This window comes from Mesorhizobium sp. M7A.F.Ca.US.005.03.1.1 (assembly GCF_003997975.1).
Taxonomy (GTDB): domain Bacteria; phylum Pseudomonadota; class Alphaproteobacteria; order Rhizobiales; family Rhizobiaceae; genus Mesorhizobium; species Mesorhizobium ciceri.
This window is the reverse complement of the sequence record NZ_RZRO01000018.1, coordinates 65,831-80,536: the sequence shown is the minus strand read 5'-3', so window position 1 is coordinate 80,536 and position 14,706 is coordinate 65,831. Positions and strand designations below refer to the sequence as shown.

Below are 14,706 nucleotides of genomic sequence, written 5' to 3'. Positions count from 1 at the left end.
GACCTATTCCGAGCTTTTTCGGGCGGTCGAGGCATTGGCCGGCTGGATTGAAGCCGTCGTTCCCGACGGAAATGCGGTTGGAATACTTCAGGCCAACTCGGTCTGGTACACCGTTGCGATGCTGGCCAGCATGGCATCCGGTCGGCCGTCAGTGCCGCTTAACGTGCGAGATCCGGACTCGCGCATCAACGAAATCGTCGCCGACGCGAGGCTCTCCGCCATAATTGGCGACAAAGGCCTCCACGGCCTTGATCTGCCCCAGCACGTTGCCTGGATCGATATGGCGCAATCATTGCAGGCAACGCCCCATCCAGCCGCACACCGTGTGGTTTCTGTCGATGCACCGGCAATCGTGCTTTATACCTCCGGCAGCACGGGCCGCCCCAAGGGGATTGTCAACAGCCAGCGGAACTTGCTGTGCCGAGTGCAGCAATATGTCGATGCGTGCCACATCAATGCACAGGATGTATTCCTGCCTCTGACCGGCCCGGCAACCATCGCCGGCTGTCGGGAAATTCTTGCCGCTCTTCTCACGGGTGCCACGTTGCAGCTTGTGGAGGTTGAAGCCGTCGGCCTGCGCGCGGTTCGCGGCCGCATGCAATCCGAAGGCGTGACGATCACTTATCTGGTGCCTGCATTGCTTCGCGCTCTCTTGGCGGATGAACCCGCGGACGCCTTTGGTTCGCTCAGAGTTGCCCGAATTGGAGGCGAGAAGGTATCTTCGGCCGACATCCGCCTCGTGCGCAAGGCTGTCCCGCCAAATTGCCTGGTGCAGATCGGCTATTCATCGACGGAAACGACGGGATCGCAGTGGTTCTTGCCGCACGATTGGCCGGAATTCGATTCTTCGGCTCCCGTCGGCTGGCTGCTTCCGGGAATCAGCTTCGCAGTGGTCGATGAAGAGGGTTACCCGGTTCAGCCCGGCAAGATCGGAGAACTGTTGATCAGAAGCCCGTATGTCGCGCTTGGACATTGGGAAAACGGGGCCGTTGTTCCGTTTGAAGTAGACCCCGACGACCAGACGCTTCGCATCTTTACGACGGGCGATCTTGTGCAAATCGGGAGTGACGGCCTGCTGCGGATCATAGGCCGCAAAGGGCGCCAGATAAAGGTCAATGGGCGGCGCGTTGAGCCGGCCGAACTCGAACGGGTTCTGCGTGGCGCGCCGTCGGTGAAGGATGCCGTGGTTATCGTCACCCCGGCGAATGAACTGGTTGCATTCGCCGTACCGCACAGCGGAGCGGGAGCCAGTTTTTGCGACGAGCTGCGCCAACTTGCCAGGACAAAATTGCCGCCGGCGCTTTGCCCGTTGCGACTCCATGCAAGCGCCGAGATACCGCGACTGCCCAGCGGAAAGATCGATATGACAACGCTGGCTGCAATTGACCTTTCGGTTCGGGAAACCACGCCCCCACCGCAAATACCCCATGCGGGACATGAAGTTCCTGCTCATCAGATCGTACGGCGTGCCTGGACCAAGGTCCTCAAGACGCGGGTCGCCCTGGGCTGTTGGGACGAAGCGGGGGGAGATTCGCTGAAGCTGCTGCACTGCGTCATGGAAATCGAAAGCGCGATCGGGCAGGAGCTCGGATTGGAAGCCTTCACGGTTGGAATGAGCTTCGATGAGATGGTTGCAGCGGTCATTTCTGCTCAAGGAGGCGGCGAGCACGCGCCCGCTTGGAAACACGAGCCTCCGCTGCTTTTCCTTTTCCCCGGCTCGGTCGGCTATGGTCCGAGCCTTGCTTCGTTCGCATCGGCAATAAGCAAGGTCGCCAGGGTGTCTCCCATCAGATATCCGGCCCTGGGCATGATCCTGCAAGGTCAGAACACCGTCGCCGCAATGGTCGAAGCTGCAATCGATCATATCAACCGCGTGCAGCCGACCGGCTGTGTTCGCCTGCTTGGTCACTCGCTCGGAGGAGCGGTTGCTTTTGAGGTTGCCGCGCGTCTGCTTGATCAAGGGCGAGCGGTAGCGTTCACGGGCATTCTGGATACCAGCCTGGTTGGCGAACGCAGCAGGCGTTGGGAGACGATTACCCGGACATTTCACCGGATCCGAACCAATCGTATATCGGCTAGTCGAGTGGCATGCCGCGCGCTTGCCAAGGTCGCGGTCAAAATGCACTGCGAATCCCGGCTTGCCAGCTTCCTCGATCGCTATGCCGAGGGTCAGTTCAACCCGACGAGCTTCAGAACCAAACTGGAACTGCAGGAAGTTCTGCGCGCGCGCGCCTTCTTCCAGTGGCTCACAGAACCCAGGCCGATACTGCCGATCACCGGCACCTTGTTCCGTTGCGCGCGGCCCGGAATGCCGCTTGCACTTGGGTGGGATCGGGCATTCGTCCATCTGGACGTCATTCCGATCGCCGGCACTCACATCGACATGGTCGTGGAGCCCCATCTGACCATCAATCGCCCGCTCATCGAAAACGCTGTGACTGAGACCTACTCTTCAATCGAGTCACAGAAACGGGAGGCAGTGTCATCGACCTGATCGGGGAATTCAACAGCGATGTGCTGGCGCTCGATGCCCGGCTGGAGATCGATCGCATCGTCGAGACCTTGCGCGAACAGGTTCTCGGCACACAACGGCGCCGCGGAGTGGTTGTCGGGCTCTCCGGAGGCATCGACAGTTCGGTCGTCGCAACGGTCTGCGCACGCGCGTTCGGCAGGGACAAGGTACTGGGCCTGTTCATGCCGGAGCGCGATTCATCCGGCGACTCGTTGAGGCTTGGCCGCAGCGTCGCCGGGCAGCTTGGCATCGACACAATCCTTGAGGATATCCAGCCGGCGCTCGAGGGCATCGGCGCCTACGCCCGACAGATGGAGGCCATCCGAACTGCCGTCCCTGGATATGGCGAAGGCTGGAAATGCAAGCTGGTCATGGCATCGGTGCTGGAGAGCAGCGGCCTTAATATCACGCGCCTCACCGTCGAGGATCCGGACGGAAAGATCGACACCGTGCGTCTTTCGCCGGCGGCTTACCTGCAGATCGTCGCTGCAACCAACTACAAGCAGCGGGTTCGCAAGATGACTGAATACTATCATGCGGACCGCCTCAACTATGCAGTGGCAGGCACGCCAAACCGGCTCGAATATGACCAAGGCTTCTTCGTCAAGCAGGGCGACGGCGTCGCCGACGTGATGCCGATCGTCCATCTCTACAAGACCCAGGTTTATCAGCTGGCGGAATATCTCGGGATTGACGAGGAGGTCCGAATGAGGCCGCCGACCACGGACACGTTTTCCATGGCGCAAACCCAGGAGGAGTTCTACTTCGCCTTGCCCTATCAGCTGATGGATTTGTGCCTCTACGGCATGAATCACGGAATTTCGGCCGGCGTGGTTGCCGCCGCCGCCGGCCTGACGGCCGAGCAGGTCGAGAAGGTCTATAAGGATATCGTCAGCAAACGCCGCGCCGCCCGCTACCTTCACGCACGGCCGCAGCTGTCCGCTGCGATGGACAGGGATTGACCCATGTGCGGCATCGCCGGAATTGTGGCGCTGAACGCGGCTGCGGAGCCTCCTTCACGAGCCGCGCTTCTACGAATGGCAGCCGCGCTCTCCCATCGAGGCCCGGATGAGAGCGGCGTTTACCGCGACAGGCGGGCGGGGCTGGCGCATACCCGTCTGTCGGTCATCGATCTCTCGACCGGACAGCAGCCCCTCGCGGACACCGGCGATACCACCTGGATCGTGTTCAACGGCGAGATCTTCAACTACGTCGAGCTGCGTGAACAACTCATGGCGCTGGGGCATCGTTTCCGCACCCGCAGCGATACCGAGGTCATCGTGCACGCCTACCGCGCCTGGGGCGTGGCCGCATTCGAGAGGCTAAACGGGCAGTGGGCACTCGCCATCTGGGATTCGCTGACAGGCCGTCTCGTCCTGTCGCGCGACCGGTTCGGCATCTGCCCGCTGCATTTGTGCGAACATGCTGGCCGCCTTCACTTCGCCAGCGAAGTGAAGGCCATTTTCGCAGCCGACCCGGCGATACCGCGGGCCTTCGATCCGGCGGGGATAGACCAGACTTTCACGCTGTGGACGGTCGTACCGCCGCAAGGCGTATTTCAGGGAGTGAAGGAACTTACCCCCGGCCATGTACGCATCTACGACAATGGCAGCGTTCGTGAGCACGCTTTCTGGAAACCTTGTTATCCCGAGATCGCGGACCAGGCCCACGGCACCTTCACCGGCTCACTGGACGATGCGGTGGACGAAGTGCGTAGCGCCTTGCAGGCCGCGACGGCGCTTAGAATGGTCAAGGCGGATGTGCCGGTTGGCTGCTACCTTTCCGGCGGGCTCGACAGCTCACTTGTCGCCATGCTCGGGAGGCGCTTCGCCGGCGCGCCATTCCAGACCTTCTCGTTGCGTTTTGCTGACGCCGAATATGATGAAACCCGTTACCAGCGGCTGGTTGCAAGTGCGAGCGGCGGCGAGCACCACGAGGTGATGGTTTCGCGCGGTGATATTGCCGAGGTTTTCCCAGATGTGATCCGTCACGCCGAGCGTCCGATTCTCAGGACCGCGCCGGCGCCGTTGTTCCTTCTCTCGAGGCTGGTGCGCGAACATGGCATCAAGGTCGTCCTGACCGGCGAGGGCGCCGACGAGATGTTTGCCGGCTACGACCTGTTCCGTGAAGGCAAGGTCCGCCGTTTCTGGGGGCGGCAGCCCGCATCCGCCCGACGCGCGCGACTGCTGGAACGCCTCTACCCCTATCTGAGCCGGTCGCCGGTCAAGCAGCAGGCGATGGCGCGCCAGTTCTTTGGACACGATATCCATGCATTTGGCACGCCCGGCTTCGCGCATGACACCCGCTGGCGCACCACCAGCGCGATAAAACGGCTGTTCTCGGCCGACATGCATGCCGAAGCGGCGCGTCACGACGTGGTGGCAGACCTGCTTGGCCGCCTGCCCGAAGAGTTTCCACGATGGCGTCCTCTCGCGCAGGACCAGTATCTTGAGATCAGGACGCTGATGTCGGGCTACCTGCTCTCCTCGCAGGGTGACAGGATGCTGATGGCCCATTCTGTCGAGGGGCGCTTCCCGTTCCTGGACGACAGGCTCGTGGCCTTGGCGAATTCGCTTCCGCCCGACTACAAGCTGCGCATTCTGGATGAGAAACACGTGCTGAAGCGTGTGGCGAAATCGATCGTGCCCGCGGAAGTCGTGGCCCGCAAGAAGCAACCCTACCGGGCGCCCAACGCACTTTGCTTCACGGGCGATGGCGCACCCGCCTATGTCCGCGAAGCACTCTCCGAGACTGCCCTGCGCGCGGCGAATGTCTTTGATCCGAACTCGGTCGCGCGCCTGCTGGACAAATGCGCTGCCAAGACCGGCGATGGGGATCTGTCCAACTCGGACAACATGGCGATGGTCGGCGTGCTGTCGACGCAGCTCCTCCATCAGCAGTTTGTCGCAAGCCGCCCATCGAGCGCGCATGCGGTCGACCTCAGGATAGATGTCGATCACCTGCACAGGGAAGAGGTGCTGGTATGATGCATGGCGCCGTACCTCTGCTGGACGATTACCTCAGTCATTCGGCCGAGCGGCTCGGCGGCAAGGTAGCGCTGGTGTGCGGCGAGCACCGGCTCACCTATGACGAGCTTGAGACACGCTCCAGCGCGGTCGCCCGTCATCTCGTCACGTCCGGGGTCGCCCCCGGTGACCGCGTTATGATCTTCGCCGACAACACCGTCGAGACCGTGGTCAGCTTCTGGGCGGTTCTCAAGGCGAGCGCCGTTGTGTGCGTCGTCAATCCGCTCACCAAGAGCGACAAGCTGGGGTATTTGCTCAACGATTGCCTTCCGGCAGCATTGATCACCGACAAACATTTGCAGCCGGTCTTTGCTGAGCCGGCGCGTAACTGTCCGTCGCTGCGGCGGCTCATCGTCTCCGGTCAGGTGGACGACGCCGAGCTCCGGGGATTGCCGCATGCCGTGCGCTGGGATGAGGCGGCTGCCAGCCACGGCAAAGCGCCGGCCCGCCGCCGCATCGATATCGATCTCGCAGCCATCATCTACACGTCGGGCTCGACCGGCGAACCCAAAGGCGTGATGCTGACACACAGGAACATGATGACAGCCTGCACGTCTATCGCCTCGTACCTTGAGCTTGGCGAAGACGACGTGATCCTCAATGTCTTGCCCCTGGCCTTCGACTACGGCCTCTATCAGATGATAATGGCATTCCGTACCGGGGCGCGGTTGGTCCTCGAGCGCTCGTTTGCCTTCCCCGCACAGATACTTGCGATCATCGAAAGGGAGAGAGTTACAGGCTTTCCCGGCGTGCCGACCATCTTTGCCGCACTGTCGGATCTCAGGACGCTGAAGGCAAATGATTTTGCAAGCATAAGGTATGTCACGAACACGGCGGCAGCCCTGCCGCTTAAGCACATTCGCCTGCTCCAGGAACTGTTTGCCGCCGCCCGCATCTATTCGATGTACGGCCTGACCGAATGCAAACGCTGCACCTATCTTCCGCCGGACGATCTTGCCCGAAAACCGTTGAGCGTGGGGATCGCCATCCCGAACACCGAAATGTGGATTGTCGATGAGGATGACCGAAGGGTTGGTCCCAATGTCGTCGGTCAGTTGGTCATCCGCGGGGCAACGGTCATGAAGGGCTACTGGGGTAAGCCGGAGGCTACCGCGAAGAAGCTCAAGCCAGGTCCTTTGCCCGGCGAGCAGGTTCTGTACACCGGCGACTACTGCCGAATGGACGAGGAAGGCTACCTCTATTTTGTCGGCCGCAGCGATGAGATCATAAAATCGCGGGGAGAAAAGGTGGCGCCTAGGGAAGTCGAAAACGTGCTGATGGAAATCCCGGGAGTACGGGAAGCCGCGGTTGTCGGAGTACCTGACGACCTGCTGGGGCAAGCAGTGAAAGCGTTTGTCGTCATGGAGCAAGGAACGATCATGGGCGAAAAGCAGCTGCGGATGGAATGTCAAAAGCGATTGGAAAACTTCATGATTCCGAAGTCCATCCAAATTGTGTCCAGTCTGCCGATGACGGACACGGGCAAGCTCAAGAAAATGGCGCTGTCATAAAGCAATTTACGGAATTATTTGGATCGGAGGCCAATTCAATGCTGAGCACGAACAACAGAATTGACACCTACAGCGATCAAATCCGCGCCTTTCTGGCGTCAAACTTCTACGTAGCCGACCCGCGTGCGCTGGAAGTTGAAACGTCGTTGCTCGACCAGGGCATCATAGACTCGACTGGAGTGCTTGAAGTTATCGGATTCGTCGAGGAGACATTCGGCATCACTGTCGAGGACAGTGAACTTCTGCCGGAGAATTTCGATTCCATCCAGGGAATTGCACGTTACGTGGTCAGCAAGGAAAACTGATCGCCGGGCTACGGCTTGAGGGCGTCGTCCCAACCGGGCGCGCAAACCCATGGCGCGGCTCACGCTGACGCTTTGGCCCGTGCACAAACCACCCTGGCTTCACCGGCTTTGTTCGCAACCGTGCGAATGCTCTCATAGGCTTTGGAACGCTCAACCAAACTCATGACCTGCCGGTCTTGGCCAAGCCCGACCTCGAAAAGTAGCATGCCACCTTGCCGCAGATAGTGCTGCGCCTCCTTGATCACCCGCATATGAATGCTCAGGCCGTAAGGCCCGGCAGCGAACGCCTCACGGGGTTCAAGTTCCATCAGATGCGCGCGGTCGTTTTCGAGCCGCTTCTCCGAGATGTAAGGCGGGTTGCAGACGACCAGGTCGATCGTACCTTCGAGCTCCAGACCCGAGAAGGAATTGAAGAGGTCGCCCTGTAGCACCGAAATACGTCCGGCCAGGCCAAGATGGGCAACGTTCCGGCAGGTGGTTTCGACGCAGCTGTCGGTAAGATCGCTCGCCCAGACGCGCGCGGTGGGGACCTTGTATCCAATGGCGCAGGCGAGATTGCCCGCCCCGCAGCACATGTCCACGACACGCGGTACCGGCCTGTTAAGTTCACGAAGGACATTGAGGGCGGTGCTGCCGAGCAGTTCCGTCTCCGGGCGAGGGACGAGCACGCCGGGCGCGACAACCAACTTCAGCCCCATGAAGTCGGTGCGGCCGGTGCTGTAGGCGCTGGCGACATCTATTTCACCAATCACGGCAAACCCGCTTTCTTGATTTCCCCATGTTGATTTCTCAGGCGCCCGGTCTTCATGCCATGGGCGAGCCATCAGCAACGTCGTTCCCGGCTCGGTTCACGTCCGCGCAACTACTGGATCGCCGCGCTCTGCAGTTCGCTGCTGAACCTCACCTCGATGGTGTCTCCAGGCGCAACCTCGGTGTCCTGGTCGACCGGTCGACCTCTTGACGCGTCGCCGGCCCCGCCGGTTATTGTGATCCGCGCCTGAAAGGTTTCGCCGGCGACGGGCAGTGGAAGCGCGGACGCCCCTGATGGCTGAAGCTTCTGGCTGGCTGCGTGGAGCCTTGCAGTGGTCTCGGCGAGGCGAAGGTCGGTGTCCCTCAATTCGTTCAGAAGGCCGATCCTTCTTTGATTTTCATTGCGTTCCTGCTGCCTGACGGAGTCTTCCTGCTGGCGCCGCGTTCTCATCAGTTCGACCGAGGTCTCGAGCGCCCGGCTCGACGACATCAGCACGGCACGTCTGACGTCGGCGAGCCTGCTGTTGGTCAGGTTGCCCGATTCGAACGATTTGGTGACCCGCGCAAGATCGTCCTCATCCTGTTTCACCGCGGCCGCTTCCGTCTGCTCGCGCTTGAGCAGAACTTCGACCTGAGCCTCGGCATCCTTGGCGGTCTTGTCGAGATAGCTTTGCTCCTGCTGAAAATTGTTCAGCGAAATCTTGAGGCCCTCCGCTTCCGCCTGCGCGACCGCCGATATCAATGCATTCGACAGGGGCGAGCCTTGCGGCGGTTGCATGTCAAATTCTGCCTGGTTCTGAAGTTCGGCGCGGATGCGCGCGCCATGAAAGTAGTCTCTGATGTAGTCCCCCCAGATCGACTCGTAGTCGCGTCGCAGATCAACGGGATCAGGTCCGCTTTGGCTTGCCCGAGACCGCAGGAGACTAAAACCGCCGGCGACGGCAATTGCCTGTCGGACAGTCATGAGTGGCCGGTAAGTCTGCTGCCCTGGTGTCAGCACATCGCCAGTCACATAGATCGGACGGTACTCCGCGATCACGGCCGTGACGTCGCTCGGCTTGATGACGATCATTTGCTCCCGTCCATCAGGCAGGCGCTGATGGACTATCTTGGTTGGCAGCACCGCCTCCATGCGCGTCTGCAATTCTGCCGGCGTCAGCCCGCCAACCGGGATCATCCCGAACTCGGGCAGCGCGATCGAGCCATCCATTTGCACGATCGCGCGTTGCGTTCGCTCCGCTATGGAGGCTATTCCTATCTCCACCGTATCGCCGGGCGACAGCTTATAGGCCACCGGCGCTTCAGCCGCGGCTGCGATATCCAGGGCCAGGCAGCCGGCAAGGGCTGCAAAGAAAATTCGGCTAACGAAGGCCATCGATGGCAATCTCCCTTTAATTCAGGCCCGGCTGCTGCGGCCAATCGAGATGGGCGACGAATTCGTAGACCGGTCCACCAGGCACCCCCCAATTGCTCGACCAGATCACTTGCGACCCATCAGGGGACGGTGAGGCATGTGTCTCGCTCCAATAGTCGAACGGAGCGTTTCGCGTCTGCACGATGCGTCGGACCTCCTGACGACCGTCGACACGCAGCGCGATCACTTCACGCGTGTATGGCGCCCAGTCCGGGTGGCTCCGAACCTCATCGGGATTGCCCCCGTAACTTATAAATGCCCATTCGGGCCTGTCCAAAGCACGCAGCGACGTATGCTCGGCCTCACCGTACTTCGTGAGCGACGTGACCTTTCCATCGGACAGCCGACGCTTGATCACCTGATATTTGTCCGGAGCGGATTTGCTGGTTCCGACGTAAATTTCGCTGCCATCCGCATCGAGAGTCAAATCGCCATGGCCGGGCCGATGATGATCCTTCCACGTTTGGCGCAGGGTGCCGTCGACTGCGAAAATGGCTCGCTGTTCGGTGCCGTCGACCAGATTTTGGAAACACAGGATGTTCTCTCCGAGCGGAGAAATGGTGCAGGAACTGGTCGTTCCGGCAACCTGGGCGAGATCGATGTCCGGGTATTTCAGACGCCGGTCGATGTCGTATGCGAAAACGACAGCAGCTCCATCATTGCGGGTCGCGCGTACGGCAATGCGGTTGCCGTCACGACTAGGATTTCCCTTGGACGGGCCGAATTCGAGATCCCGATATTTCGTTGCGGAATACACTATGTCCTCACGATTGGTGCGGGGCGCCCAGATCGAAATCTTTTGACCATCGACACAGATCATCATCTCCGCGTTTCGAGGGCGCCATTCGCACTCACCCGACTTGTTGCGATGAAACAAAGGGAGGTAGGTTTTCCCGTCGAGGAAACACATGCCGTTGCAGCCGTTCATGAGGACGAGGAGGCTCTGATCCGCATTCCAGGCTTGCGCGCTCGAGTAGCGATGACTGCAGTATATTTTGCCGCAGACAATTCCGCTGCCAAGCGCTCCGGGCTGAGTGATCCGAGTAAAGCGGATCCCTGTCGCCGGATCAGTTGCAGGTTTCAGATAAGCGGGCAGATCCATTGCCGGCTCCGTGCCTGCCGCACCGCTCGGCCGGTTTACGGCTGTGTGCAGCGCCAGCAGCGCGGCCATCAACAGCAAAGCTGGTATGAGCCGCGGAAAGGTCATGTCATGTAGCTCATTTCGCGTCGGACGCGGCCTTCGCTGAGGCGCGAGCGCCACCACTCGATGGTCTTTTCCAGACCATCACGCAAGCTCGTATGTGCCCGCCATCCGACTTTACTTTCAAGGTTCGAGGAATCGGCGAGCAACGCGCGAACCTCGGAGTTTTGCGGCCGCATCCGGCTTTCATCTCGACGAACTGGTTTCCTGGTGCCACTCAACTCGAGCACCAACTCCAAAACGTCCGAGACACTGACGGCGCGCTGGCTGCCTGCATTGTAGGCATGGCCAAATTCAAGCTCGGCCGCCCCTGCCGCCACAAATGCCGCCGCAGTGTCCTCCACAAAGGTAAGGTCGCGGATAGGGCTGGTGTCGCCGACCATGATCGCCGGACAGTTCTCGTCCAGAGCCTGCCTTATGATGGTCGGCACGATGGCCCGCTCGCTCTGGCGCGGCCCGTATGTATTGAACGGTCGCAGGATGACCACCGGCACATCGAAGGACCTGGCATAGGACGCCGCCATCATGTCTGCGCCGATCTTGGACGCAGAGTAGGGGGACTGTCCCTGCAGTGGGTGGGATTCGTCGATCGGCATGGTCAGAGCGGTGCCATAAACCTCGCTCGTGGACGTATGCACAATGCGTTCGGTTTCCCAGTGGCGTGCCGCTTCGAGGACATTCACGGTGCCCAGCACATTGGTTTCCACATAGGATTGGGCAGCCGCGTAGGAGTAGGGAATCGCAATCAGCGCAGCCAGATGAAACACCGCCGCCTGGCCGCGCACGATCCGGTTGATGAACGCGCTGTCACGAACATCCCCACGAATGCATTGCAACTGGCTTCGAACGTGGTCGGGTAAATCGTCCAGCCAGCCATGGCTGTCGAACGAGTTGTATAGGGCCAGTGCCGTGACATCGGCGCCTTCGTGCACCAGCGCTTCCGTGAGGTGGGATCCGATAAATCCATCCGCACCCGTGACCAGGACCTTCCTGCCGCGATAGCTCACGACTGTGCACTCCTTTGATCGTGTGAGCTGTCAAACTGGCGAACGAACAACAATCCATTCATGCCAAACTCTCCTCACCTTCCAACTCTACCCACTCGCCGCGGGAGGCAGGGACACGCCGAAAACCGCCCTGAAGCCTCGCATTATCCAGACGAGGTCCGATGCAATCGTGCGCCGCGGATAGTAGGCGAGGTCGATCGTTGCCTTGGCCGGGAACAGGACCTCTCGATAAAACAGGAGCGGATCAAGGGTGGGCGGGTAAAAACAGGCTTCGTGACGGAATAGAACCTGGGTCGGGCCGAGCAGGCCGGGCTTCCACTGCAGGACGGCTTCATTGCCGCCGCGGAAACAATCGGCGAAGGCAAGGCTTTCCGGCCGCGGGCCGACAATTGCCATGTCTCCCGTAAAAACGTTCCACAGTTGCGGCAACTCATCAAGTTTCGTTGCCGCGAGAAAACGGCCTATCCGCGTCATCCGGCTGTCATCGTTCATGGTCAGCGCAAGGCCGAAAGGATCGGCTGTTGTCTTGAATTTGCGGAACTTGTACATGCGAAACGGTTTTGCGCCGGCACCCAGGCGCGTCTGTGCGAAAAGCACGGGCCAACCACCCTCGACAAAGAGTGCGACAGCAATCAGTAGCATCAGCGGAGCGAGTGCCATTCCCGCTGCTGCGGCGAGGATGATATCCATCGCGCGCCTGGCAATTCCGTGGCTGGTGCCAGCTACGGCGGGCCGATGCATCGTCACGTCGAGTGCGTTCATGCCGCGGCTCCCGCGCGCCCGCTGCTTTCAATCGCGGTGGCCAACGCAACAACCACCGACTCGATCGCACTTGCCGTAATTTGCGGATGTAGTGGAATCGTCAACTCCCGCTGCGCGAAATCCTCGGTCTTCGGCAGATGGATTTCAGTGAACATTTGGCGATAGAGCGTCATCTGGTGCACGGGCGTATAGTGGATTGTGGTCTGTATTCCCTTCGTTCGCAGATGGTCGATCACCGTTTGCCGGTCGACGTCATGTGGCAGGAGGACAGGCATGATGTGATAGGCCGAGGTCCGCGGTTTGCAGAACGGAACTGTCACAGCCGAGCAATAGTCTGCGATCAGACGTCGATAGAGGACGACCAATATGCGCCGGATTTCATTCCATTCCTGCAGGTTCTGAAGCTGGACCAAGCCAATAGCGGCGCGCAATTCATCCATGCGATAATTGAAACCGAGCATCGTCACATCGTATTGCGGCGTGCGGCTGTTCAGCCGCTGATGTGTGCCGCTGGTCATCCCATGTCCGCGAGCCTGGCGGATCGCTTCACGGAGCTGTGCATCCCGGGCGATTACGGCCCCACCTTCCGCGGTGGTCATGTTCTTGTTGCCGTAGAAGCTAAAGGCCGCGGCCGCACCGTAAGTCCCCACCTCCTTAAGGCCGGGAGCATGCGCGGCATCCTCGACGATATGCAGTCCTCGCACACGGGCAAATCTCTGCCATTCTTCCCGGTCGGCGAGGTAGCCGGCAAAGTGGACGAGAATGACGGCCTTGGTGCGTCCGGTGCACTTGGCTTCCGCGTCGCTTAGGGACATCAGTGGCACTTCGGCCGACTCTATGTCGACGAATACCGGTGTTGCTCCTACGTAGAGCACTGCATTCGCGGTCGCCACGAAGGTCAGCGAGGGAACCAGAACTTCGTCTCCGGGACCGATCCCAAGTGCATGGAGAATGAGATGCAGGGCGGCGGTGCAAGAGCTGACGGCAACGCAATCGACCGCATCATGCACGGCCGCGAAGGCCTCTTCAAAGGCTCGTACCTGGTCCCCCATCGTCAGCCACCCACTGTCGACAACTTTGGCCAAGGCCGCCTTTTCCGGAAAGCCAAGAATAGGAGCGCTGACCAAGAGCATTACGACCTCCTCATGTTGGCGTGGTCGAGCGTTCAGCCCTCAAGCGGCCGCTGCCGAGACCTCGATCGATGCGGACTGCTCTTCCCAGGCAATGGTTTGTGCGTTTTGAAAATCTTCAACGCGTCCGATATCCAGCCAAAGCCCGTCATGTTTGTAGACGTGCACATTCGTGCCGTTTTGCATCATCTGCAGCATGAGATCGTCGAATCCGAAGGCGATGCCGTCAGGTATAAAACGAAAAACGTCTGGATTCATGCAATATATTCCCATGCTTACCAGATGGGATAGCGTCGGTTTTTCACGAAATACTTGAACGGTATTGTCGACCTCGTCGATGACGCCGAAGTCCATCTTGATGACGCGGGATGCGGTGGCTATGGTGACTGGATCCGTGTGTGTGCGGTGTGATGCCACAAACCGGCTGAGACTGAGATCGGTAAGTACGTCCCCATTGAGAACAATGAACGGCTCGTCCAGTTCCTCCCTGATCAGGGAGAGTGGGCCAATGGTGCCGAGAGGTTCCAGTTCCTGGGTGTAGCGTATCCTTAGATTCCACTGGGATCCGTCCCCGCATACGGTGCGGATCAAGTGCCCCAGATAGCCGGTCGTGACGTAGACTTCCTGAATGCCGTTCCGCCGCAGCCACTTCAAAAGCAATTCAAGAACCGGTCGAGCACCGATCGGCATGAGAGGCTTGGGCAATATGGATGTGAAAGGCCGAAGGCGTGTTCCCATTCCACCGCACTGAATGACCGCTTTCATCTCGTCCTCCTATTGATACGACTGTCGCGGTGTGATGGGTCCAACCCACCCGGCCGGAAGGCACGCCAGTGTTGGTTTTGCCTCTCCGGAGTGCAGCGATGGTAAGTGGCGCTTGAGAAGGCGTCGTCGTGCATTTGAATGGCACTTTCCCGGCCTTTTGATTCAATATTCCAGTTGGCAGCGCATGGGCGCGGCAGGGCGATCAGAGCTGGGAACTGTTCACATGTCCGGCGCCGGCAACGACCTTCTCGGAAGGGCATCGCTACCGTTCGTACGAAAAAAACACTTCAACATCTGGCCCTGAAATGTGTGCGATTGTAAGC

12 protein-coding genes are annotated in these 14,706 nt (G+C 59.9%); 5 read left to right on the top strand and 7 right to left on the bottom strand.

All coding sequences use genetic code 11. The features are described 5' to 3' along the window. The 5 genes from EN990_RS11115 to EN990_RS11095 form a co-directional block, all read left to right on the top strand. Positions 1–2,494, top strand: a 2,494-nt coding sequence (locus EN990_RS11115; RefSeq protein WP_127388298.1) for an AMP-binding protein, incomplete at its 5' end; no start/stop codon positions are given. Further along, positions 2,491–3,474 carry an NAD(+) synthase gene (nadE, locus tag EN990_RS11110; protein WP_281040637.1) on the top strand — a complete coding sequence of 328 codons (984 nt, stop codon included), beginning with the start codon at positions 2,491–2,493 and terminating at the stop codon, positions 3,472–3,474. The genes EN990_RS11115 and nadE, both read left to right, overlap by 4 nt. A gap of 3 nt (positions 3,475–3,477) precedes the next feature. Then, a complete protein-coding gene (gene asnB, locus EN990_RS11105; protein ID WP_127367928.1) occupies positions 3,478–5,499 on the top strand; it encodes an asparagine synthase (glutamine-hydrolyzing) in 2,022 nt (673 codons plus the stop codon). Then, entirely contained in the window at positions 5,496–7,049 is a 1,554-nt protein-coding gene (locus EN990_RS11100; protein WP_164753422.1) for an AMP-binding protein, read from the top strand. Before asnB ends, EN990_RS11100 begins: the two co-directional genes overlap by 4 nt. Before the next feature lie 38 nt (positions 7,050–7,087). After that, positions 7,088–7,354 (top strand): acyl carrier protein, encoded by a 267-nt coding sequence (locus tag EN990_RS11095; protein ID WP_013533122.1) that lies wholly within the window; start codon positions 7,088–7,090, stop codon positions 7,352–7,354. 59 nt (positions 7,355–7,413) lie between these two features. Here the strand turns inward: EN990_RS11095 and EN990_RS11090 are convergent, their stop codons facing one another. The 7 genes from EN990_RS11090 to EN990_RS11060 form a co-directional block, all read right to left on the bottom strand. Then, positions 7,414–8,106 carry a class I SAM-dependent methyltransferase gene (locus tag EN990_RS11090; RefSeq protein WP_164753432.1) on the bottom strand — a complete coding sequence of 231 codons (693 nt, stop codon included), beginning with the start codon at positions 8,104–8,106 and terminating at the stop codon, positions 7,414–7,416. 110 nt (positions 8,107–8,216) lie between these two features. Further along, positions 8,217–9,479 (bottom strand): polysaccharide biosynthesis/export family protein, encoded by a 1,263-nt coding sequence (locus EN990_RS11085; RefSeq protein ID WP_063167489.1) that lies wholly within the window; start codon positions 9,477–9,479, stop codon positions 8,217–8,219. A gap of 16 nt (positions 9,480–9,495) precedes the next feature. After that, complete coding sequence (locus tag EN990_RS11080; RefSeq protein WP_127367929.1) at positions 9,496–10,725, bottom strand: hypothetical protein; 1,230 nt, start codon at positions 10,723–10,725, stop codon at positions 9,496–9,498. Next, entirely contained in the window at positions 10,722–11,726 is a 1,005-nt protein-coding gene (locus tag EN990_RS11075; protein ID WP_064994999.1) for an SDR family NAD(P)-dependent oxidoreductase, read from the bottom strand. The genes EN990_RS11080 and EN990_RS11075 overlap by 4 nt, the downstream gene beginning before the upstream one ends. Positions 11,727–11,813: 87 nt before the next feature. Then, a complete protein-coding gene (locus EN990_RS11070) occupies positions 11,814–12,488 on the bottom strand; it encodes a sugar transferase (protein ID WP_127367930.1) in 675 nt (224 codons plus the stop codon). Next, positions 12,485–13,621, bottom strand: a complete 1,137-nt coding sequence (locus EN990_RS11065) for a DegT/DnrJ/EryC1/StrS aminotransferase family protein (protein ID WP_013533116.1) — start codon at positions 13,619–13,621, stop codon at positions 12,485–12,487. The genes EN990_RS11070 and EN990_RS11065 overlap by 4 nt, the downstream gene beginning before the upstream one ends. 39 nt (positions 13,622–13,660) lie before the next feature. Next, a complete protein-coding gene (locus tag EN990_RS11060; RefSeq protein WP_013533115.1) occupies positions 13,661–14,383 on the bottom strand; it encodes a sugar phosphate nucleotidyltransferase in 723 nt (240 codons plus the stop codon). Positions 14,384–14,706 lie beyond the last annotated feature (323 nt).

What these genes read in the sequence shown, in the direction of transcription:
- asnB (WP_127367928.1), top strand. Translation starts at nt 3,478, where the DNA reads ATGTGCGGCATCGCCGGAATTGTGGCGCTGAACGCGGCTGCGGAGCCT.
- EN990_RS11095 (WP_013533122.1), top strand. Translation starts at nt 7,088, where the DNA reads ATGCTGAGCACGAACAACAGAATTGACACCTACAGCGATCAAATCCGC.
- EN990_RS11065 (WP_013533116.1), bottom strand. Translation starts at nt 13,621, where the DNA reads ATGCTCTTGGTCAGCGCTCCTATTCTTGGCTTTCCGGAAAAGGCGGCC.
- EN990_RS11070 (WP_127367930.1), bottom strand. Translation starts at nt 12,488, where the DNA reads ATGAACGCACTCGACGTGACGATGCATCGGCCCGCCGTAGCTGGCACC.
- EN990_RS11085 (WP_063167489.1), bottom strand. Translation starts at nt 9,479, where the DNA reads ATGGCCTTCGTTAGCCGAATTTTCTTTGCAGCCCTTGCCGGCTGCCTG.
- EN990_RS11060 (WP_013533115.1), bottom strand. Translation starts at nt 14,383, where the DNA reads ATGAAAGCGGTCATTCAGTGCGGTGGAATGGGAACACGCCTTCGGCCT.
- EN990_RS11100 (WP_164753422.1), top strand. Translation starts at nt 5,496, where the DNA reads ATGATGCATGGCGCCGTACCTCTGCTGGACGATTACCTCAGTCATTCG.
- EN990_RS11080 (WP_127367929.1), bottom strand. Translation starts at nt 10,725, where the DNA reads ATGACCTTTCCGCGGCTCATACCAGCTTTGCTGTTGATGGCCGCGCTG.